Origin of the sequence: Achromobacter insolitus, from assembly GCF_002209555.1 — a bacterium.
Classification (GTDB): domain Bacteria; phylum Pseudomonadota; class Gammaproteobacteria; order Burkholderiales; family Burkholderiaceae_B; genus Achromobacter; species Achromobacter insolitus.
Genome location: NZ_NJIF01000003.1, coordinates 228,085 through 250,179 on the forward strand (window position 1 = coordinate 228,085; position 22,095 = coordinate 250,179).

At 61.4% G+C, this 22,095-nt stretch carries 11 protein-coding genes; 4 read left to right on the plus strand and 7 right to left on the minus strand.

All coding sequences use genetic code 11. The annotated features are described in order from the left end of the window. Positions 1-91: 91 nt before the first annotated feature. The gene (locus tag CEY08_RS29820; protein ID WP_126389617.1) at positions 92-1,924 is read left to right on the plus strand and encodes a hypothetical protein; all 1,833 of its coding nucleotides are present in this window, start codon (positions 92-94) and stop codon (positions 1,922-1,924) included. 189 nt (positions 1,925-2,113) lie between these two features. Here the strand turns inward: CEY08_RS29820 and CEY08_RS11345 are convergent, their stop codons facing one another. From CEY08_RS11345 to CEY08_RS11375, 7 genes are all read right to left on the minus strand, one after another. Continuing rightward, entirely contained in the window at positions 2,114-3,310 is a 1,197-nt protein-coding gene (locus tag CEY08_RS11345) for a glycosyltransferase family 2 protein (protein WP_167380337.1), read from the minus strand. Positions 3,311-3,487: 177 nt separating this feature from the next. Continuing rightward, a complete protein-coding gene (tviB, locus tag CEY08_RS11350; protein ID WP_076813643.1) occupies positions 3,488-4,768 on the minus strand; it encodes a Vi polysaccharide biosynthesis UDP-N-acetylglucosamine C-6 dehydrogenase TviB in 1,281 nt (426 codons plus the stop codon). A gap of 20 nt (positions 4,769-4,788) precedes the next feature. Next, the gene (locus CEY08_RS11355) at positions 4,789-5,994 is read right to left on the minus strand and encodes a capsule polysaccharide biogenesis protein (RefSeq protein ID WP_088607668.1); all 1,206 of its coding nucleotides are present in this window, start codon (positions 5,992-5,994) and stop codon (positions 4,789-4,791) included. Beyond that, positions 5,991-8,057, minus strand: coding sequence for a capsule polysaccharide biogenesis protein (locus tag CEY08_RS11360; protein WP_232033855.1), 2,067 nt, complete (start codon positions 8,055-8,057; stop codon positions 5,991-5,993). Before CEY08_RS11360 ends, CEY08_RS11355 begins: the two co-directional genes overlap by 4 nt. A 51-nt stretch (positions 8,058-8,108) precedes the next feature. Then, a complete protein-coding gene (locus tag CEY08_RS11365; RefSeq protein ID WP_063640552.1) occupies positions 8,109-9,449 on the minus strand; it encodes an aminotransferase class I/II-fold pyridoxal phosphate-dependent enzyme in 1,341 nt (446 codons plus the stop codon). A 7-nt stretch (positions 9,450-9,456) separates the two neighbouring features. Further along, positions 9,457-17,061, minus strand: a complete 7,605-nt coding sequence (locus tag CEY08_RS11370) for a type I polyketide synthase (RefSeq protein ID WP_076813640.1) — start codon at positions 17,059-17,061, stop codon at positions 9,457-9,459. A 729-nt stretch (positions 17,062-17,790) separates the two neighbouring features. After that, on the minus strand, positions 17,791-18,387 hold the full coding sequence (locus tag CEY08_RS11375; protein WP_076817717.1) for an RBBP9/YdeN family alpha/beta hydrolase: 597 nt from the start codon (positions 18,385-18,387) through the stop codon (positions 17,791-17,793). A gap of 316 nt (positions 18,388-18,703) precedes the next feature. Here CEY08_RS11375 and CEY08_RS11380 point away from each other — a divergent pair, with 316 nt between their 5' ends. The 3 genes from CEY08_RS11380 (at position 18,704) to CEY08_RS11390 (ending at position 22,024) form a co-directional block, all read left to right on the plus strand. Continuing rightward, the gene (locus tag CEY08_RS11380) at positions 18,704-19,831 is read left to right on the plus strand and encodes a branched-chain amino acid ABC transporter substrate-binding protein (protein ID WP_076813636.1); all 1,128 of its coding nucleotides are present in this window, start codon (positions 18,704-18,706) and stop codon (positions 19,829-19,831) included. A 206-nt stretch (positions 19,832-20,037) separates the two neighbouring features. After that, complete coding sequence (locus CEY08_RS11385) at positions 20,038-20,739, plus strand: response regulator (protein ID WP_063640555.1); 702 nt, start codon at positions 20,038-20,040, stop codon at positions 20,737-20,739. After that, positions 20,732-22,024: an ATP-binding protein gene (locus tag CEY08_RS11390; RefSeq protein ID WP_076813634.1), complete on the plus strand. Its 1,293-nt coding sequence runs from the start codon at positions 20,732-20,734 to the stop codon at positions 22,022-22,024. Before CEY08_RS11385 ends, CEY08_RS11390 begins: the two co-directional genes overlap by 8 nt. The last annotated feature ends 71 nt before the right edge of the window (positions 22,025-22,095 follow it).

The window sequence follows — 22,095 nt, forward strand, 5'->3', positions numbered from 1 at the left end:
GTTCGTTCATTCCAGATCTGTCGATTAACGGAAATCTTATTGTTTTCAATTGATCAATTCGTTGGTAAACGAGTTGGTTTAGGATTTTAATATGGCTTTATTGGGCAAACGAAGTCGGAAGGGCGCGGCACCGGTGGTGGTTTGGACTTTGTCGCCAATAAAGGACGAGCATTGCGTGGTCCCCCGTGTTTATGTCGATGGGGATTGTCAAATTGACCCCGCAAAGAGCGCGATATTCGCCGTAGGAGGATGCGGGGTATTGGCAGGCAAGTTCGTCAGGCACACGAATGATGCCAATGAAGTACTGGAGGGGCGGACCGAGGGTGTCGTGGATGCGGCCCGCTCCATCAGAGGCTCGCTGTGTTTGTATGCGTGGGATGCGCTGACTCGGGCCGTGTATCTGGTCCCTGATCCGTTTGGCGCTGCACTCGTATTCTATTATCAAGGAAATGGGATCTCTGCAGCATCTTCGGATCTTGGCGCCTTGGTAGCACGCTTGAGAGATCTCGGACAGTCTCTGACGTTGTCTATAAAGTATGCAGTCGAGATGGCATTTGTAGGAAATGCTGGTTTAATCCACACTCCGTATGACGAAATTCGAGTTTTGCCGAATTTTTCCCACTTTTCTATTTCCTCTGAGGAATGTAAGGTCCGGCCCTATAATTGGGCGAGGGATGTATTCAACGATACACCGGCTGGTCTGGAGGGGGCAGACTTCGTCGCCAACGACATATTAATGAATACTCAAGCTGCGATAAGCGCACCTTCGCATAGAAAAGTAGCTCATTTGACTGCTGGGTTTGATTCTCGCCTTGTATTGGCTACAATTTTGCACCACGGGGCGAAAGACGCGTTTACATGGCACACCACCGGTGGTACGAATAGCCTGGATGTGGCAGTCGCTCAAGAACTGGCTCAAGCAGAAGGGCTGCGAATGTCGCACTACCCCGGGTATGGCTTTTCTTCTAATCCGCGTGGCCATGAGTTTCGTATCCGAGCCCCACTCGATTATTCGGAGGGAATGATCAGTGTTGGCCCGCATGAAAGAAATTTTCATGACGGATCTATTCTGCTCAGCGGAGGGTACGGGGAAATTCTTCGTTCTTTTTTTGATGTGCGCTTCGTTGCGGAAGGAATGTCGACCGCAGAGCAATTTGAACGAATATCATGGGTCGGCCGCAAGGTTAACCCGGAACGTTCTGCTCCTTTGATGAAGAAGGATTTCTCGTTATATCTCCATGACGAGTTTAAGAAGCATTTGGCCCGAGGCAGTGATTTTGGTATAAAGCCAAACGCTCTGCTCGATTACTATTATCTAGCCAACAGAAACAGATATTGGGTAGGCCTCGGCGCCCGCCTCTGGTCTGACGTGTGTTATAAATTTGATCCGCTTTATTCATTGGCCGGTGCGGCCGTTGGATTGAACCAGGCGCGCGATCAAAGGATAAGTAATTTTCTTGGGCTGGACATTATGTTCAAGGTCCGGCCGCAATTGCTGCAACACCGGTATGGGCGCGAGGTGATATGTGATGCTTATAGGGCTATTCGGCCCGTGCCGATGATGAATTCCACTGCCGGGCCGGTGCTTGCGGGTTCTCCCTGGATCGACGGACCGTATGGCGAGGGAAGGGAATGGTCCGACCCTCTATGTAGGGAAGATGCGTTTCCTCGGTTGACAAAGTCAGATTTGGAGGCAGCGAAAAAGGTCCGGGTATCGCCGCGACAATGGGCGAGCCGCCATTTGATACGTGACCGCGTACGGGAGTTGATGGAGATAGTGGAGGACGAGGATTTACGATCAGTGTTTGACATGACTGAATTATCGCTGATGCTCAAATCTGCGCCTTCCACGATGGGCAGCATTCGACTATTGAATAGCTTACATGGTTCGCTGCTATGGATGGATGCAAGAACTCGCGAATGAGTTGGAAAGAATTTCTGGATACAAGCAAGCGGCTCCGCGACTTTTAGCCTATTGCCCAGTCGCGCCGGCCTGCTCGCTACAGTCCTAATTCCGGGTACAGAACGATGTGCACGATCGTTTTTTATGGGGAGAGTGCGTGTAGGGCCAAGGACGGCGGAAGATACTCCCTTTTTCTATGCCACTCTTCACTTAAATTCCGACAATTTTTTGGAGAATACGCTCTGCCGCGTATTCTCGATAATTTATGCGTGCTGCGGAATAGCCGTACTCATCAATGCCGGTGATTGAGCCGTGCATGAGAGAAGTGGAGCGTCCCATCGCTACCAGATTTACCTCTTGCTGAAAATTCAGCCTATGGTCGCCGAAATGGGCGCGTAGCGCCTCAAAAAAACTGGTGTCGGCACCCACTTTGACTTCGTCAAAATGTCCTATCGCTCGAAGCACCGGTTCGCGACGAAAAACGAGGGTGTTGGGTGACCATTGCCGAATTGGCCAACGGGCCGGTGAATAGAATTTTCCGTCCTCGCTCAATCTCACATACCTGGAGGTCGTGGCGATGCGGCGTGGGCTTGCCTTCAGCCATTCGAGGGCGGTTGCAAGCCGGGCAGGGTGAGACCAATCATCGGCATCTTGGAACGCAACGAACTCCCGCGTGCACAGGGTCAAGCCCAGGTTTTTTGCCCTGTATGTTCCGACGTTCATCGGGAGACGCTCGGAGATGATTCTGCCGGGAAATCGGCGTTGCAGTGCGTTGATTATGCTCCACGTGCCATCATTGCTCGCGTCATCAATGATGATTAGCTCGAGCGGAACATTGTTTTGCTCCAGGATGGATAGGGCGGCCGCAAGGAGATAACGTTCCCCATTGTGGACAGTCATGACCACCGAAACGATAGGCGTTGCGTCGACAGTTTTTCCCGTTGGCACAAAACATCTTATATCGAAGGGGTCCGAACCTCCTTGTGAACATACCTCGGATAGCCCCATTTCGCGCCAATAGGCATTCAGTGAGGTTGTTTTGCCTGAGATGGAGAGTTGGGCGTTCGCATTAAGCAGATGCTCATCGCCTTTGGCGTCCGGAAGGAAGCAGGCCTCGGCATCCCGTGCCGCTTGTATCTGGAGGGATAGGCGTGAATGGCTACCGTCTTTAGCCCAAGAAATTACATCGCAGGGCGACAAGCGAGTTAGCAACTTTACAGCGCGGTCGATCTCTTTGGGCGTGGATGGTTCTGCTTGGAGCGCCTGCCGTAAATATTCGATCGCCTCCAAGTTATTGCCGCGCATGTACTCGAGCTTGCCTAGTGACGCAAGCGAGAATAACTGCGTATGCGTCTCGCGATATGCTGATGCCCTTGCCAGGAATCCGTAGTCGAGCAACAGGTGCACGGCCGGGCAGCTTGAGCTGCTAGTGACGCTATGAGCGAGCTTATGGTATGGGGAATGCCACTTGAAGCCCGGCTGAACCCAATATTTGGAGAGAAATCGTAGACTCTTTGGCGACATGCCTTACCCGCAGTAGATAAAAGGGCGCTGCCCATTGCAGGGGCGCGCCTCTTTCTTCCGTCACAGTCGCAAATCGGACGCTTCAGCCGCGAGCACGTGCTTCAGGTCGTAGAGGACGTGACCGGTGGTTTTGCCGAGTTTGCGAATGGCCGCAGCCCCCATTTCAAAGAACTGCTTATGGGAAACCGCGATTATGATGCCATCATAGATTCCTTCGGCAAGGATCTCGATGGGAAGAATGCCATATTCGCGCTTTGCTTCTTCAGATTCTACCCAAGGGTCGTATACGTCGACGGTTACGTTGTAGTCACGCAGCTCCGCGATAATGTCCACGACTCGAGTATTGCGGAGGTCGGGGCAGTTTTCCTTGAATGTCAGCCCCAGAATAAGGACCCGCGACCCATCAACATGTATGCGATTGCGGGTCATAGCCTTGGTGAGCTGACTTGCGGCGTATGCACCCATTGAGTCATTCAGCCGGCGGCCGGCCAAAATCACCTCGGGATGGTAGCCGATGGATTGAGCCTTGTGAGTCAGGTAGTAGGGATCGACCCCGATGCAATGGCCGCCAACCAGCCCGGGCCGGAAAGGCAGAAAATTCCATTTTGTTCCGGCTGCTTCGAGCACTGCTTCAGTATCGATTCCCATTTTGTTGAAAATGAGAGCCAACTCGTTGATCAGGGCAATGTTCACATCGCGTTGCGTGTTTTCGATTACTTTTGCCGCTTCGGCCACGCGGATCGACGTCGCCTTATGAGTGCCTGCCCGGATGATGGTGCGATAGAGCGCATCGACGAGGTCGGCAACTTCTGGTGTCGAACCGGACGTGACCTTTTTGATGTCGCTTACACGATGTTCCTTGTCGCCAGGATTGATGCGCTCCGGACTGTATCCGGCAAAGAAGTCAATGTTGTACTTTAGTCCGGAAACTCGCTCGAGCACCGGAACGCAATCTTCCTCGGTGGCCCCGGGATAAACGGTAGATTCGTAGATGACGATGTCACCCGGTTTGAGCGACGCGCCAATCGTCTCGCTGGCTTTGATCAACGGCGTGAGGTCCGGACGCTTGAAATCATCGATGGGCGTGGGGACGGTCACCACGAACGTGTTGCAGCCCGCCAATGCTGTCTTGTCAGTCGTGTATGTGAGCTCACGAGCTTCGGCGAGTTCTGCGTCACTGACTTCAAGTGTGCTGTCGTGACCAGCCCGTAATTCGGCTACACGGGACTGGTTGATGTCGAATCCGATGACAGAGCGTTGTTTTCCAAACTCGACCGCTAACGGCAGGCCCACGTATCCCAGACCGACGATGGCGAGTTTAATATCTTCGATTTTGTGCATGGTTTTGTACGTCGATGGAACTAATAGAGTAGTTTTCGCAGTGAATTCTTCACGGACAGGTCGATCCCCGGCTTGCAATAGAATCCACCGTTGATCTGAGTATCATGGATGACCACATTTCTGAAGCTCTTGAAGAGTTGCATATCGGGCCGCTGCTGGTGATGCCAGAACTCGTCGAGGCTTCGTTGATCGGTAAGACCCGGCATGTTGTAGATCGCCCGGCCTAGCGCTTTCGTGGGCTTGCCGTGCAGCAATGCAGACGCGCCTACCGTGCTGTTTACCGTTACTACCGCCTTGCTGCCGTTGATCAGGGCCGGCAGGTGCCCCCCGTCGATATAGACAACACGGCCGCCTAGCGCTAGCTCTTTGCTCAAGCGGCGAATATGTTTTGCATAATTAATCAGACCCGGGTCTAAGGGGTGGGCTTTGATGAGCAGTAGCGTATTTGGGGGGGCATGGAGCGCGAAGGAGCGAACCACCGTGTCGATAACATGCTTCATGCTATCGAACTCAGAATGATGAATGATCTGTGCGTCGGTCGTGAGTTGAAGCGGGAAGAGGTAGTAAGGCGGATTCGTCGCGTGCGCAACTCTAGCCTGTATGACCTGGGCCCTTCGGCGACTGACACGACTGCCTAAGCTCTTGCGAAGGTAGTTGACGTACTCAGTGGCCGGACTATAGGGCACATGGCTTTTCACGCCCCGATGAAGCACGGGGTTCAGCCCTGCCCAGAAGTTGTAGCCCACGTCATACGCAGCTCGTTTCCAGAATGGCGAGATGAAGGGCATGCCGTTGTCGTACTCTGGAACTTCCTTCGCCCGTTTCCGGTAGTAATCTGGATCAGCGGGCAAGCCCGAATAGCCGTTTACCCCACCTCGTTCCAAGGTTATCCAATACGGGCGGAAATAGCCTTCTTCGAAGACATGAACTCTCACTCCCGCCTGTGCGGCAAGTTCAATTGCGGGTCGATGAACAGGGCGGCAGTCACCGAAGAGGACCAAATCAGTTGTCCCGTGGTGCTCGAACTCGCGGCGGTAGAACGCCGGAAGGTTTTCCATGGGCCCACGGTACGAGATAGCGCCGCCCTGGCGCCAGTACACACGGTCGCCAACGGTGAAATTCACCTTTCGAACGAGTCCACCTTCCTGTCGCAGTCCCTTCGCCAAGCTCGGGAAAAAAGGCGAACACACCCCTTGCAAGAACAAAAAACGCTGTCTTTTGTTCATCGCGTCACCATGAACCCGGCTTTGACCCACAGGCGGAGCTTATGCAATTGTCGCTGCAGGTATGTCCTGCGTACCGCAGACAGGTCTCCGGCCGAGAGTATCTCCGCTCGGCGTTGGATTATTCTGTGCAGTGCCGCTTCGCAGGTCGTGTAGCCCTTTAAGGTCCAGTCCCAATAGACAGGATAGTGAAGCATTACGCCGGCGATCAGCTCAAGCAGGGTCAGCGTGCGAGTTCGGCGCGGAACGGGCATGCGGTCTTGCGTCAGACCCCAGCCTGAGTAGAAAGGCATGCCGTAGACAACTACGGTTTTGTCCCGAAGCAGAGCGTCAAAACCGCTCAATGAAGTCATCGTATGGACTTCATGGCAGGCGTCGAGGCAACTGACTATGGAGACCTCGGTCTCGATGTGATCGACGTAGCGCAATGCATCGGCGGTATGGACTTTTCCCTTGCGGTTGCGGACCGCAACATCAGGATGCGGCTTGTAGACAAGGTATGCGTCCGGGTGAGCTTGCCGGGCGGCCTTGATCAGGGATAGATTGTCCCGGACCGAGCCGCAGCCGAACTTGATTGACGCATCATCTTCCACTTGGCCGGGGACGAGCACGACGTGACGGTCGCCCGCCAGCCAATTCGGCGTTTGCGTGGGCTCTATGTTGTATTTGGTGAGAGCATTTTCGACTATCAGCCGTCGTACTTTCTCGGCTCTCTCATTGTCGCAGGGCGTGAATACCCTGTTGTTGAGCAGACTTTCCAAATCGTGGGACTGCCGGGCATCAAAATATAGTCCTTGCCCATCCATAACCAAGGCGTGGGGCGGGACGAAGTCCGATCCCAGGCCCACCGATCGGATGAACCCGTCTTCCATGCGCAACAGGGAGGCTCCGCTGCTATGTGCCAGATCCGAGGTGTCGGGCGACGGGGAGGCTCCCCAAACTATCAAGCGGTCGCTGGAGTCCGGTGCAAGTGCCTCAGCCGCTTTGGCATCAGGCACAAAGTGCACGTGTTCTGGGTCGGCACCCAGGAACGGCCGGACGTTTTCCGCTTTCCAGCGCCGGTAGCCGACTGCGATGCTGCGGCCTTTCATTGCGCGTTTCATACGGCGCTGTAGATCGAGCCATTCAATGACATCGAATATGGAGCCGGGCCGGAGCGTTTCGGGGTTCAGGTAACGGGTGTAGTGCAGATAGGCCGCCGCGAACAACTCATCCGTGGTGCGCTGCCGGGCGCGCCGCTCGCATCTTGTGACGTCTGTCGTGGCCCCCCAGCCGGCATACCAAGGCATGCCGAAACAGGTCACGGGTACGCCATGAAGCAACGCTTCAAACCCCAGGTGTGAGGTCACCGCATAAACACGGTCTACTTGAGCGAGCAGGCTGCCAGGCGCTATCGGATCGCGCAGGAGAACGGTGTGGCTATCTTCCTCTGTGTCCGAGAGGTAGCCTCGCTTGGATCCGCGGCTGACCTCGGGGTGAGTCTTGACGTAAATCGTGGCGCCCGGATTTTCGTCTCTCGCACTCTGGAGCATTTGCTCGAAACTCTCGCCACGCGCCAAGCCATAACCAATGCTGGCGTCGCCCACCGTCTGATCAACAACAAGTATCCGCGTGCCTTTGGCAGGGCCTGGAAGCGATTGGATATCGGGCGCGAGGTTGTACTTGCTAAGGCCTTTGGCGATGACTTGGTCACGCGCCTGCGCATATTCCACGCCCGGTCCGCAGAAAAGGTCAGTACTTGAGGCCAGCAGAGTTTCCAATCGGGAACTCCGATCTGCCGCATAGTAAATGCCTGCATCATCCACGACCAGGGATAGCGTTGGATAGCCTTGACCGGTCCCGTAGGAGCGAAGGAAGCCGTCCTCCAACCCTATAAACGGCAATCCATGAGCAGCAGCCAGCGCCCGAGGCCGCTCTGTGGATGGACGAAACCCCCAGCCTGCCAACGCGGTGACCCCTCTGGATTCGGGCGATTGGCCCGGCCTCAGGTAAACCAGCGGTTCCCCAAGAAACGCCTCAATACCAGGCAATTGGGATAAACGGCGAGAGTAAGTTCCAATGGACACAAGCGTAGTTCTAGGTCTGGCGGTTAACGGTGAAGAGGGTGTCGCGCTGTCTCAAGACAGGCGCGCTGTTGCTCGCACGGTTTCTCGGATTTCGGCTTCCGTGTGCATACAGGAAATAAAGAACCGCAGTCTTGCCGCCTTTTCCGGAACTGCCGGATAGAGAATCGGCTGCACATTAATGCCAAGCCTGAATAGCTCAGCGGATATGCGCGTCGCCTTCAACGAACTCCCCGTAATCGCCGGCACCACGGCCAATCCTGTGCTCGTCCCGGTGTTGATGCCGGCTGCCTTGGCCTGTTCCAGAAAGAACCTGCCCCGTGCCTGCAGCGTCGCGACGCGATCCGGCAGTTCCTTCATCCGCCGCAACGCCGCCAAGGACGCTGCCGCTACGCTGGGCGGCATGCCGACGCTATACAGAAATCCGGGCGCCAGGAACTTCAGATGTTCCACCAGCGCCGTTTCGCCGGCGATATAGCCGCCGCAGCCCGCCAGCGTCTTGCTGAGGGTGCCCATCCAGATGTCGACGTCCTTGCCGTCCAAGCCAAAGTGTTCGCGGATGCCGTAGCCGCGCGCGCCCATGACACCAAGAGAATGAGCTTCGTCGACCATCAGGAAGGCGCGATGGCGCTGCTTGATTTCGACGAAGCGAGGCAGGTCGGGGTAGTCGCCGTCCATGCTGTAGATGCCTTCCAGCACAATCAGGACGCGTTCGAACTGATGGCGTTGCTCTTGCAGGATCGCGTCCAGGGCTTCCCAATCGTTATGGGGGAAGGGCAGGCGGCGCGCGCCGGACAGCTGAATGCCTTGCAGGACGCTGTTGTGGATCAGCTCATCGTGCAGGACGAGATCGCGTGGGCCAAACAGATAACCGATGGTGGAAACATTGGTCGCGTGACCGCTGACGAAGGTGATTGCGTCGTCGACGCCGTAGAGGGCGGCGATTTCGGTTTCGAGATCGCGGTGCACGGGGCGTTCGCCGGAGACCAGGCGGCTGGCCGAGACGGAGGTGCCGTAGCGGTCGATCGCGGCTTTGGCGGCGGCGGTGACGACCGGGTCGCCCGACATGTTCAGGTAGTTGTAGCTGGCGTAATTGATGTAGCCGCTGCCGCTGATCTGGGTGCCGGCGCCCGCTGTGCCTTCGTGCAGTTTGAAGAAGGGGTTCTTGACGCCGAGGCGGCTCGCGCCGTCGTTGATGATGCGCAGCTGCTGGTAGCCGGGATGCAGGTGGAACCGGTAGTGTTCCTCAGGGATTTCGGCTTTCTTTTCGGCGGGGCGCGCGGGCGCCTGGCCCGCGGGTGCGGCGGCCAGGCGCAGTTTGCGCTCCAGTGCTTGCTGGATGAGTCTGTCTTTGATGCCAGTGGCAAGGCCGGGTAGCTTCTTTACTGTACTCACTTCTTGCCTACTGGATCATGCGTTGCTTGGGAAGGCTGCCGTTGAGTTTGATTTCATCGACGAATTCAGACACCGAGGCAGACGTGACCTCGGCAGCGTGGTGGGCGACGACTTGCTGAACGCTGGCTGCGACGGCGTCGCCAGCCTCATGTTCGTCGCGCAGCAGCAGCACCAGCCGTTCGGCGAGCTTGGCCGGCGTGGGGCTCTCATTGAGCGCCATGACCGGCAGACGGATGCCGAATCGGTTCTCCAGTGCCACGACCAGCTCCACGCCCATGAGCGAGTCCAGCCCCATGTCGTAGACCGATCGAGTCGCTTCGATCTTGTCGGGCGCCACGCGCAGGATTTCCCCGATCTCGGCCTTGAGCATTTCGGTAAAGCGTTCGTGCAGGGCGGCATCGTCAAGCGTGGCGATCAGGTGGGCGATGTCGTCCGCGTTACTGTCGTCGTCACCGCCGTCGCCGGCGTGGCGGGCAATGTCGGAGAACTTGGGCAGGCCTGCGGTGGGCAGGAAGCGGCTCAAAGCGCGCCAGTCCAGTTCCAGCACGCCCAGGCCGGAAGCGTTGGACGCAATCATGGCACCCAGAGCGTCCAGGGCGACCTGGGACGCGAGCGCGCCACCGCCCATGCGGCCTTGCAGGGCCTCCTTGATTTTCTCATTGCGAGCCAGGAAGCCGACGTCATCGATCGCGCCCCAGCGCACGCAGGTCGCGGGAAGGCCTTCCGCGCGGCGTTGGGCGGCCAGGCGTTCCAGCCAGGCGTTGGCGGCGACGTAATTGCTTTGTCCCGGGTTGCCGAATAGCGTGGTGGCAGAGGAGTAGCAGATGAACAGATCCAAGGGCAGGGCACGCGTAAGTTCATGCAGGTGCTGGGCGCCCAGCACCTTGGCGGCCAGGGTGCGGTGGATCTGCTCGGCCGTGGCGCTGCGGGCCAGGCCGTCGTCGATGACGACGGCAGCGTGGACCACGCCCTTTAGCGGAGGCATCGTGGCTGCCGTCTGCGCCAGCACGCTGGCCAGCGCGGCGCGGTCGGTGACGTCGCATGCCGCCGCGTGCACGCGCACGCCCTGGGCTTCGAATGCAGTGATGGCAGCCTGCGCGGCCTCGCTGGCCGGGCCGCTACGGCTGATCAGGATCAGGTTGCGCGCGCCGTGATCCGCCAGCCACTGCGCCGTACGGAGGCCGAAACCGCCCAACCCGCCGGTAACCAGGTAGCTGGCGTCGGCCGGCAGCGTCAGGCCGCTGGCGGCTTGCGTTGCGACCTGATGGACGCTGCTGATGCCATTGCGGTAGGTAACGACGATCTTGCCGATCTGTCTGGCCTGCTGCATGTACCGGAAGGCGTCAACGATGTCGTTGGCGTCGAAGACGGTGTAGGGCAGCGGATGCAGCGCGCCTTGACGGAAGAGCGCCATCATTTCCGCGAACAGGCGCTGGGTGAGTTCGGGGCGCTCGTTCATCAACTGATCGGCGTCTATGCCGAAGTAGCTGATGTTGTTGCGGAAGGGGCGCAGGCCGATACGGGTGTTCTCGTAGAAGTCCCGCTTGCCCAATTCGAGGAATCGGCCGAATGGCTTGAGCACGCGCAGGTTGCGGTTGACGGCTTCGCCCGCCAAGGAATTGAGCACGACGTCCACACCGCGGCCATCGGTGTCGGCGAGGATTTCGTCAGCGTAGGACAGCGAGCGGGAGTCGTAGATATGCCGCACGCCCAGCAGGCGCAGCAGGTCGCGCTTTTCGTCCGAGCCTGCGGTGGCGTAGATTTCCGCGCCCAGCCATTGGGCGAACTGGATGGCCGCTATGCCGACACCGCCCGCGGCGCCGTGGATCAGGATCTTCTCGCCTTCTTCCAGGCGCGCAAGGTGATGCAGTGCGTAGTAGACCGTGAAGAAGGTGCTGGGGATGGTCGCCGCGGCTTCGAACGAGAAGCCATCGGGTATATGCGAGATGGCGCTGGGGCGGGTCAGGACGCGGTCGCCGAAGCTGGCCGGGCCGAAGCCGACCACGGCATCGCCTTCCTTGTAGCCGACGGCATCGGGGCCGACGCGAGTGACCGTGCCGGCGAATTCCAGGCCCAGCGTCGGGCCGGCGAACCCGTTTTCGATGGCCTCGTCGGACAGCAGGCCCAACGCATACATCACGTCGCGGAAGTTCAGGCCCGTGGCTTCGATCCGCACTTCCAGCTGGTCGCCGGCGGGCGCAGGGGCGGCGCAGGCTTCCCAGCGCAGGTTGCGCAATTGCCCGGGGAACTCGAAGCCCAGGCGCACGGCCTGCGCCTCGGCAGCTGCGGGGGTGGCGGCGGCGGGGCGGGAGACGACCCGCAAGCGCGGGACATAACGTTCGCCGCCGTCACCAAGCAGCACCTCGTCTTCGTCGTCCGCGCAGGTCAGTTCGCGGGCCAGGGCATCCGCCATGCGACCGGCCTGCGCCAGCGGCACGTCAACCATGCGGATACGGAAGTTGGAGGCCTCGTTGGCCAGCGTGCGGCCATAGCCCCATAGCGACGCGTCATTGAGCGCATGCATATTGGCGGCTTGCGGCTCGGCGCGCAGATACTGAGCCGCGTCGGCCGTGATGAGCCATACCGTTGCCGGCACTTGCAGACGTTCGCACGACTGGATGATGGCGGCAGCCAGGGCGCATCGTTGCGTCTGCTTTGCCAGCAGCGCGTCCGGCGTTTCGTGCGTATCTGTCCAGGCCAGGCGCTGCAGGTGCACCACGTGCTGTACCGGGCCCGCGGCATCGTCTGCGAGCAGGCTGTCCAGTGTCTGCGGCGTGACGCCGGTTTCCAGGCGGACCCGATGGCCGGCGGCGTTCAGGCGGGCCTGCAAGGCTTGGGCGAGGCCGGCGCCTTGTTCAGGATTGCGATCGGCCAGGATCAGCCAGTGAGCGGGCTCGCTCGTCGCCACAGCTGGCGTTGCAACAGGCTCAGCGTCCAGCCGGGCGGTCAGCAGATAGGCGCCGGTGGCCGGCGATTGCGTGAACTCCAGGCAGTCGCCGCACAGCAGGCCGAGGGTTTCAAGCTCCGCCTGCCAGAACCCGGCGGGTTGCTGAGTCGAGAGTTGTTCGCCTTGTTCGCCAGCTTGCCACCATTCCTGACGGCCGCCGAAGACGAAATCCGCCCACGATGCCGGATGGGCGCCGCAGAACAACAGGATGCCGCCGGGGCGCAGGCTGGCGCGGGCGTGCTTGAGCGCCTTGCGGGTTACGTCCAGCGTATCGAAGTCGGAATGGAAGATGACCAGGTCATGGCACGGGAGCGCGCCTTCGGCCGCGTCGCCGATAGGCTGGATGCTGGCGTTGGGGTAGCGCTCGGCATGCTGGTGGCTGACGTGCTCCAACATATCGGCGTTGGTCGACGCGTAGCAATAGTCGGCCACATTGAAGTCGAGCGTGTCGCAGCAACTGAAATTGAACAGCGGCGCGGCCCCGCTCACTTCCATGACCGCCAGGCGCTGGCCGGGCAGGCGCGCGGCCTGGGCCTGAGCCAGTGCGGCGCGCAGGGACGTGCCCAGGCGTTGGCCGCTGGCGGCGCCCAGCAGGCTGTGGTTGATGACGGCCGGCGTGGTGGCGCGCGGGCAGATATCGTCAAAGGCGGCTTCGCCGCGCAGCAAGGCGGGCAGGTGCAGGCCGATCCGGCCGACCGCGTGGACGATCTGCGCATAGTCGGGATACTCGCGCAGCAGCGTATTCCAGATGTCGCTGGTACCGCCTTCGCCGCCGTCGCTGGCGGGCAGGTCCAGGCCGGACGTCTGGGCCTCGACATAGCCAGCAGCGGTCAGGCGATCGACGATGTGCTGCAGGAGCGGCGCGGATTCCGGCGCATGGCGGCCCAGTTCGGTGATCAGGGCCTGAGGCACATGCTTGCCGTCAGGCGCGATCTCGCGCAGCGCATCAAGCGCAAAGCTGTAGCACAGGCTTTCAAGGAGCGGATCGACCTCTTCCGCGTAGCGCGCGTGCGACCCGCTGTCGCGGCATTGCTCGATAGCATCTGCCAACGCGGCGCGCAGTCCGGCGCCATCGATCGGATTAGGGCCAAACGGCGTCTGCGGACGCGGCGTGGCGACGGTGTCAAGAAAGCTCAGATGGTCGGCCGCGGGTTTGCGCAGGCGGATGCTGCGGAAGCGGGCCTGTTCCACGGCGGCGATCTGCACGCCTTCGGCGTTGTAGAGCTCGAAGCTGGCCGTGAGGGAATGCGGCGCGCGGCGTTCCAATCGTACACGCGCCGCAGCAGGCTGGCCGGCGTTGGCGCGCAGGCTCAGGCGTCCGATCTTGGACGGCACGTAGGCAATGCCAAGATGCATCGCCGGGTCGTTCCTGAGCAATTGGATGATGAGCTGGAAAGCACAATCCAGCAGGGCGGGGTGCAGGCGCGTGGCGTCGAGTTCGCCAGCAAGGCTGGGGTCCGCTTCCAGCACGGCGAGCGCGCTGGTGTCGGATTCCAGCCACCCATGTTTCACTGCCTGAAAGCCCGGGCCGTAGTCCAGGCCTACCGCGCGCGTTAGCGCGTTGTGGCTCTCGCCGGTGAAATCGGGCGGACGCTCGGGCAACAGCAACGCCAGCTGCGTAAGGCGGGACAGGCGGGGCTCGCGCAGCAGGCGGCCGCTGGCGTGCTTGACCCAGGGCTCGGTGCTGCCGGAGTCTTTGGCAGTGATGCGGAAGCGGCCGTCGCTGTCATCGAGCAGGAAGCGCGTGACCTTGCTGGGCGCGGCGTTGAGCAGCAGCGGCGCATGGATCTCGAGTTCTTCGAGTTCGGCGCCGTCGCCGTCTTGCCAGCAAAGCGCGGCCGCCAGGGCGATTTCGGCGAAGCCCGTGCCGGGAAAAACGACTGCGTCGCCAACAACGTGGTCAGCCAGCACCGGGTGGGATTGCGTATCCAGCCGGTTTTCCCAGGTGTGCTCATGCTGCTGCATGGGGTAGCCCAACAGCGGATGCACCTGGCGGCGCGTGAGCAGGCCGAGGGATTCGGTGGTAACGGGATGCCAGTAGCGTTCGCGCTGCCAGGGGTAGGTAGGCAACTCGACCGGAGACCCGGTCCAGGGGAACAGCGACTGCAGGTCCAGATGGCCGCCGCTGACGATAACCTGGCCGGCGGCGTTCCAGATCTTTTCGGGATCGTCTCCGCCGCGAGTGGCGGTGCTCAGCACGCGGCCTTGCTGGTCCGCGGTCTTGAGGGCGTCATTGAGATACGAACGCAGTACCGGATGGGGGCCGACTTCAACGTAGATATTGTTGCCTTCGGCGGTCAACTGGTTTGCGGCCTGCTCGAAGCGAACGGCCAGGCGCACGTTGCGCCACCAGTAGTCGGCGGTCAATTCGGCGCCGTCCAGGAGCGCGCCCGTGACCGTGGAATAAAAAGGCACGGCGCCCGAGCGCGGCTGGATGTCCGCCAACGATTCGCGGATTCCGGCTTCGATGCTATCCATCGCCGGACTATGGAAGGCGTAATCCAGATCCAGGCGGCGATGGAACAGCGATTGTTCCGCCAGCGCTGCCTCGAGCACGTCCAGGGCTTCGGGAGATCCGGCGACGGTGGCGCCGCGGCTGCTGTTGAAGCCGGCCACGCACAGGTTGGCGCCGAGCTTGTGTTCCGTAATGAGCGCCAGGGTTTCTTCGCCGCTGATGCCGACGGCGGTCATGCGGCCCTGGCCCCTGGTCTGGCCTTGCAGGCGGCTACGCTGGAAGATGACGCGAACCGCGTCGGGCAGGGTCAGCGCGCCACTCGCCCAGGCGGCGGCCACTTCGCCGACGCTATGGCCGATCACCGCGGACGGCACGACGCCGCGCTGCGCCAACATGCGGGTAATGCCGACCTGCAGGGCGAACAGCGCCGGCTGGGCGACTTCGGTGCGCACATAGCGGTCGTCGCCGTTTTCACCGGCGAGTTCCTTGCGCAGCGAGAAGTCGGCATAGCCGGAGAACAACGAGTCCACTTCATCGATGGCTGCAGAGAAGACGGGATCCGCAAGCAGGCGGCGTCCCATGTTGGCCCACTGCGAGCCATTGCCGGAATAGACGAGCACCGGGCCGCGAGCGGCGGGCAGGGCGCTGCCCTCGACGACGCCGGATTTAGTGTCGCCGCCCTCTGCAAATTGCTGCAGCAGGTCGGCGACGGCGTTGCATTGGGTGCCGAAGACCACGGCGCGCTCGTTGTGCCAGTCGCGGCGCATGGCGGCGTGGTACGCGGCGTTGTACAGGAACTTGGCGGGCTGGTCGCGCAGGGTCTGGGCCATCAAGCCGGCTGCGTCTTTCAGGGCCTGGGCGGACTTGCCCGAGACCACGACGGGAATCGGCGCGGTCTTTGCCATCTTGCCTTCGGCGGCAGGACTTGCGGGCGCGGCGCTCTCGAGGATTACGTGAGCGTTGGCGCCGCCAAAGCCGAACGAGTTCACGCCCACCACCAGCTTGCCGCTGGGGCGCAGCTTGCGGTTCTGGGTGACGACGTCCAGGTTCCAGTCCTGGAACTCGATTTTGGGGTTGAGGGTCTTGATGCCGATGGTGGCAGGCACTTCCCGATGCCGCAACACGTAGAGCGCCTTGACCAGCCCGGCCACGCCCGAAGCGGCCTCCAGGTGGCCCAGATTGCTTTTTACCGAGCCGATGGGCAGGGGAGTCTGCTTGCCGCGGGGCTGGCCCAGAGCTAGCCCGATCGCGCGCGTTTCGATCGGATCGCCGACCGCGGTGCCCGTGCCGTGCGCTTCGAGGTAGTCGATATCCGCGGGCGAAATGCCGGCCTGTTCGTAGGCCTGGCGCATCAGGGCGGTCTGGGCGTCGACGCTGGGGACGGTCAGGCCGGACTTGCGGCCGTCCGTATTGACGGCGGTACCGGCGACCACGGCCAGGATATTGTCGCCGTCGGCGACGGCCTGGTCATAATCCTTCAGCAGGAACACGCCACCGCCTTCGGAACGCACGTAGCCATCGCCCGACGCATCGAAAACATTGCAGCGGCCGCGAGGCGACAGCATGGACGCCTTGGAGAAGGTGATGAATCCGTAAGGATGCAGGTGCAGGCTGACTCCGCCCGCCAGCGCCTGGGTGCATTCGCCGGAAACGATTGCGCGGCAGGCCTGGTGGAATGCGACCAGGGACGACGAGCAGGCCGTGTCCATGGCGATGCTCGGTCCGCGCAGGTCGAAGAAGTACGACAGCCGGTTCGCGGCGATGCTGGCGGTGTTGCCGGTTGCCATGGAGGCGTCGACGGCGCCCAGGTCTTCGGCCATGCGGTAGGCGTAGTCGGAACTGGCGATACCGATATAGACGCCGCAATTGGAGCCACGCAGGGTGGACGGCGGGACGCCGGCGTCTTCCATGGCTTCCCAGCTCATTTCCAGCAGCAGGCGCTGTTGCGGATCCATCAAGGCCGCTTCACGCGGGGAAATGCCGAAGAACCCGGCGTCGAAGCCGGCGACATCTCCAATCGAACCGGCGGCGAATGTATAGGCGGTGCCGGGATGCTCTTTGGCGGGGTGCAGGTACGCGTCGCTGGACCAGCGGTCTTGGGCGACCTGTGTCACCAGGTCGCGGCCTTCAAGCAGAGCTGGCCAGTAGCTGTCATTGGTGGTGCTGGGGAATCGGAACGAAAGTCCGATAACGGCAACGCGCTTACGCATGCAGTGTCCTTCTAGCCCGTCGAACGGCGGCGGGAAATGAAAAGTGCGGTGGAATCGTCAGGAGTATCGAAATGGCGGGCTCCGGCGGCAGGCCGGCAACGTGGCGCGCGCCGGTCGGTCAGGCGCGGATGCTCTGGCCCGAAATTGAGAGAAACTCCTGTCTTGCCGCCGCTTGAAGGGCTTTGTCGCCGCGTGTATTAACCGTGCGCCGCTGAAGGCGCTTGCTTGTATTGCTTTGCATTTTCATTTCTTATGTGTCGATCGTCGCCGGCAGTCGGGCCTCAAGGTACATTGACACCGGGGGGACGCTGCTGCGGTCCGACCGTCGTGACAGATGTACGTAGGCCGTTGTGACATATGAAAGTTTTACTATGTGTATCAGGCGCAGCCGTCGCTGCTGCTGCATGGATGAGACGGGCAGGGGCTTGCCCGAATTGCAGCTTTGAAATGCCTGTCCCCGAAAAGTATCCCGGCCGCGAGTATATCAATCAGTTGTAACAATTTCGGAGCAAAGATAATCAAAACGCTTCAACACCGCAAAATAAAGTCACCCCGGCGGTTTTGAGCTGAAAGGTTTGCAGGAAATGGTCAACAATTATCGTAATACTTGTATCCGGGGACGATTCCTGCGTCCGCAATACCTCCCGCCCGTCATGTTTCGAGCGTCGGATGCGACGGATTTGCGGTGCTGCGGCGCTTCGGCGGCGAGGCCGTTCCGGAGCGATCCGGTCAAGGCGCGTCGCAGAGGGGAATCGGAGGGATGCGCTTGGGAGGCGTGGGAATGCGCCAGGTGGCTCGGCGGCGCAGGGCGCCGAACAGCTTCAGGCCTTGGGCCCAGTCGCCCAGGCCGCTGTCCGCGTTGATGTGGCCGGCGCCCGGCAGCACGACGAACCGGCTGCCCCAGTCCTGGGCGAACGCTCGGGCACGCTCCAGGCGACAGTAGGGGTCATTGTCGCTGGACACCACGACGCTCTGGAAGGGCAGCGGCTGGCAGGGAACCGGAGCGAAACCTCGCAGGCAATCCGGCGTGTCGGGCCGCTCCACGTCGGCGGGCGCGACCAACAAGGCGCCAGCGACCTTCGCGCGCAAGGGGATGGGCAACGCGGCGCTAATCACGCAGCCCAGGCTGTGGGCGATCAGCAGCACGGGGCTGCGCGCCCGGTCGACCTCGGCGGCGAGCGTGGCAATCCATTCAGGCGCGGCGGGATTTTCCCAGTCCCGTTGTTCAATGCGCACCGCGTGAGGCAGCAGTACCGCCCAGCGGGATTGCCAGTGTTCGGGCCCGGAGTTTTTCCAGCCAGGGACGATAATCGGTTGGAGTCTCATGGCGGCCATGATGCCGCTCGTGCCTTGTCGCGCAAACGAATAAATGGTCTTTTGCATATATCGCCGCAGGCATAAGCCAGGCCGGAATGGATGTCGCGGCGCAATAAGCGGAAGGCGCCGGAAATTGGCATGGCGCAGGCCCTAAAACGGGCGATTTTTCAGTGTATGCTTGCCGTGCAATCGCAATGCAACCGGGCGTGACCAGGGCCGAAACCCCTGCAAAGGGCAGTCCAGCAGGCATGCTTGGCCTGGAGATGATCCGGCGTCCGCTACGGTGCAAAAACTAACGATTACAAATCATTAGAGGAGTCCACACATGAAGCCAGTATTTCGTCTGACCCCGGTCATTGCAGCGCTGGGCGTCGCGGCCGGCCTGGCGTTTGCGACGGGAGCGCAAGCACAAACCATCAAGATCGGCGTCGTCGGCCCCACCACCGGCGCGGTCACACAGTATGGCGATATGGTCCGTGAAGGGGTCGATACCGCGGTCGAGCGCATCAACGCCGCTGGCGGCATCAACGGCAAGAAGCTGGAAACCGTCGTCATCGACGACGGCTGCGAACCCAAGCAAGGCCCGGTCGCCGCCAACCGCGTGGTCAATAGCAAGATCGGTTTCGTCGTGGGCCATGTTTGCTCGGGCGCCACCATCGCCGCCGCCGACGTCTACAACAACGAAGGCGTGGTCATGGTCACGCCGTCGGCCACGTCGCCGGCGCTGACCGACGGCAAGAACTACGAGTTCATCTTCCGCACCATCGGCCGCGATGACCAGCAGGGCCCTGCCGCCGCCAAGTTCATCCTGGACAAGATCAAGCCCAAGAAGGTCGCCGTGCTGCACGACAAGCAGTCGTATGGCCAGGGTATCGCCACCGCGGTCAAGAACGACCTGGAGAAAGGCGGGGTGGCCGTCGCCGTGTTCGAAGGCATCAACGCCGGCGACAGCGACTACTCCGCGGTCATCACCAAGCTCAAGAGCCAGGGCGTGGACTTTGTCTACTACGGCGGCTACCACCCCGAAATGGGCCTGCTGCTGCGCCAGGCGGCCGAACAGGGCGTGAAGGCCAAGTGGATGGGTCCGGAAGGCACGGGCAACCCGGACATCAACGCCATTGCAGGCGACGCCGTCGAAGGCATGTTGCTGACGTTGCCAGCCGACTTTACCCAGAATGCCGCCAACGCCGACGTCGTCAAGGCCTTCGAAGCCAAGAAGCGCAACGCCAGCGGCGCCTTCCAGATGACCGCCTACACGGCGACCCAGGTCATTGCGGATGGCATCAAGGGCGCGGGCAGCGACGACCCGACCAAGGTCGCCAAATACCTGCACGCCAATTCCTTCGATACGCCGATCGGCAAGGTGTCCTGGAACAAGCAAGGCGACCTGACGAATTTCCAGTTCGACGTGTTCACCTGGCACAAGGACGGATCCAAGACCGTCTACAAGTAAATCTGCCCGTGGGCCTTGCGCCCACGACCCCGGCGGAACCACTTGATGGTCCCAGGTAAACCGGGCCGGAAGCAATAGTCTTCCGGCCCGGTTTTCGTTTGCATGCCGTGCCGGGGAACCGGCTGTGGGCGTCCCGGTCGAACGCCCGCCCGCTGTGTTTGCGTAGAATGCGGCGCCATCGATCTCACTTTTTCTGTCTGGACACCATGACCAAGGCCTTGTTAGTCGAAGACGATCCGAAACTGTCGCGCCTGATTGCGCAGTTCCTGGAGCAGCACGGGTTCAATGTCGCCCAGGCCTACCGCGGCGATCACGCGGTGGAGGCTTTCCGCCGGCACGATCCGGCCATCACCATCCTGGACCTGATGTTGCCCGGCCGCGACGGGCTCCAGGTCTGCCGCGACCTGCGCGCATTTTCGTCGGCGCCCATTCTGATGCTCACGGCCCGCGAGGACGACCTGGACCAGATCCTGGGCCTGGAGTCTGGCGCGGACGATTACGTGATCAAGCCTGTGGAGCCCCGCGTGCTGCTGGCGCGCGTGCGGGCGCTGCTGCGGCGGCACAGCCAACTGGACGAGCCGCCGGAGCGCCTGGAGTTCGGGCCGCTGACCATAGACCGGCGCACGCGCGCCGTGGTCCATGCGGGCTCCGAGGTGGACCTGACCACGATGGAGTTCGAGATGCTCTGGGCCCTGGCCAGCCAGGCCGGCCAGGTATTGACCCGAGACGACCTGCTCAACGCCGTGCGCGGCATCGAGTTCAATGGGCTGGACCGCAGTGTCGATGTCTGCGTCAGCAAGCTTCGGCGCAAGCTGGATGACGATCCGCGCGACCCCGCGCGCATCAAGACCGTGTGGGGCAAGGGCTATCTGTTCTCGCCCAAGGCGCACGAGGGCGGTGATGCTTAAGTTTGTCCTGCGGCTGTTCGTGGTGCTGGCGGTGGGCTTCGTGATTTCCAATGAAGTCGTGGACCGGTCCGCCAACTACTTTTTCGAACCCGTCAGCGACGCTTATACGCGCGAAGCGGTGCGCGGCCAGATTCACAGCCTGGTGCAGGAACTTGCCCGCCTGCCGCCCTCGGAGCGCGAAGCGCATGTGCGCGATGCGCTGGCTCCTTACTATGGCTTGGCGCTCAAGGTGGTCGACGCGAACAGCTACGGCGCTACGCAGGACGAGCGCGCCATGGTGGATTCCGGCAGTTTCTTCGTGCGGGACAAGCAGCAGACCTTCGTGGCGGCGATTCCCGGGGCGGGCAGCCAGTGGCTGGAGGTCAAGCTCCCGCCCGAACCGTCCATCGGGCCGTGGTTGATGGCGGCGGTGTATTCCGCCTTGGGCCTGCTGCTGTGCGCATTCATGCTGGTTTGGGCGCTGCCCATATGGCGCGACCTGGAAGCGCTGAAAACCGCGGCCCAGCGCATGGGGCAGGGCGATCTGCAGGCGCGGGCGCGCTTGTCGCGGCATTCTAGCATCCGGAACCTGGGCGATACCTTCAACCAGATGTCCGACCGCATCAGCGCGTTGGTGGGTAACCAGCGCGACCTGACCAATGCGGTGTCGCATGAACTGCGCACGCCGATTGCGCGCCTGTCGTTCGAACTGGACATGATGGATCGCGAGGACGACCCCGCCGCGCGCAGGCGGCTGGTCGAAGAAATGAAGAGCGACGTGGCCGAGCTGGACGCCATGGCCTCCGAATTGTTGATGTATGCCCGGCTCGAACACAAGGGCGACGGCGTGGCGCTGCAAGCGCAGGACGCGCGCGGCTGGCTGGATTCGGTGGTGCAGCACGCCGGATTCGAGGCTGGAGTGTCGGGTGTGCGTTGTGAGGTCGCGCTGTGCCAGGTGGCCGAAGTGCATCTGCATCAGCGCTACATGACGCGCGCGCTGCTCAACCTGCTGCAGAACGCCATCCGGCATGCCGGGCGCCAGGTGCAGGTCAGCCTGATCAGCCACGGCGTGCGCGAGTATGTGTTGATCGTGGACGACGATGGCCCCGGCATTGCGCCTGCCGACCGCGAACGCGTCTTTGAACCCTTCATCCGCCTGGACGAAAGCCGCGACCGCGGCACGGGCGGGGTGGGGCTGGGCCTGGCCATCGTGAGCCGGGTGGCCCGTTGGCACAATGGGACGGTGCAGGCCAGCGATAGCCCCTTGGGCGGCGCGCGCTTCGTGATCAGCTGGAAGACCGCCTGACGGCTGTCGCGGTCGCGCACAACGTAAACAAACTTCACAAACCGCCGCCGCAATCTTCACAAACTCCATAC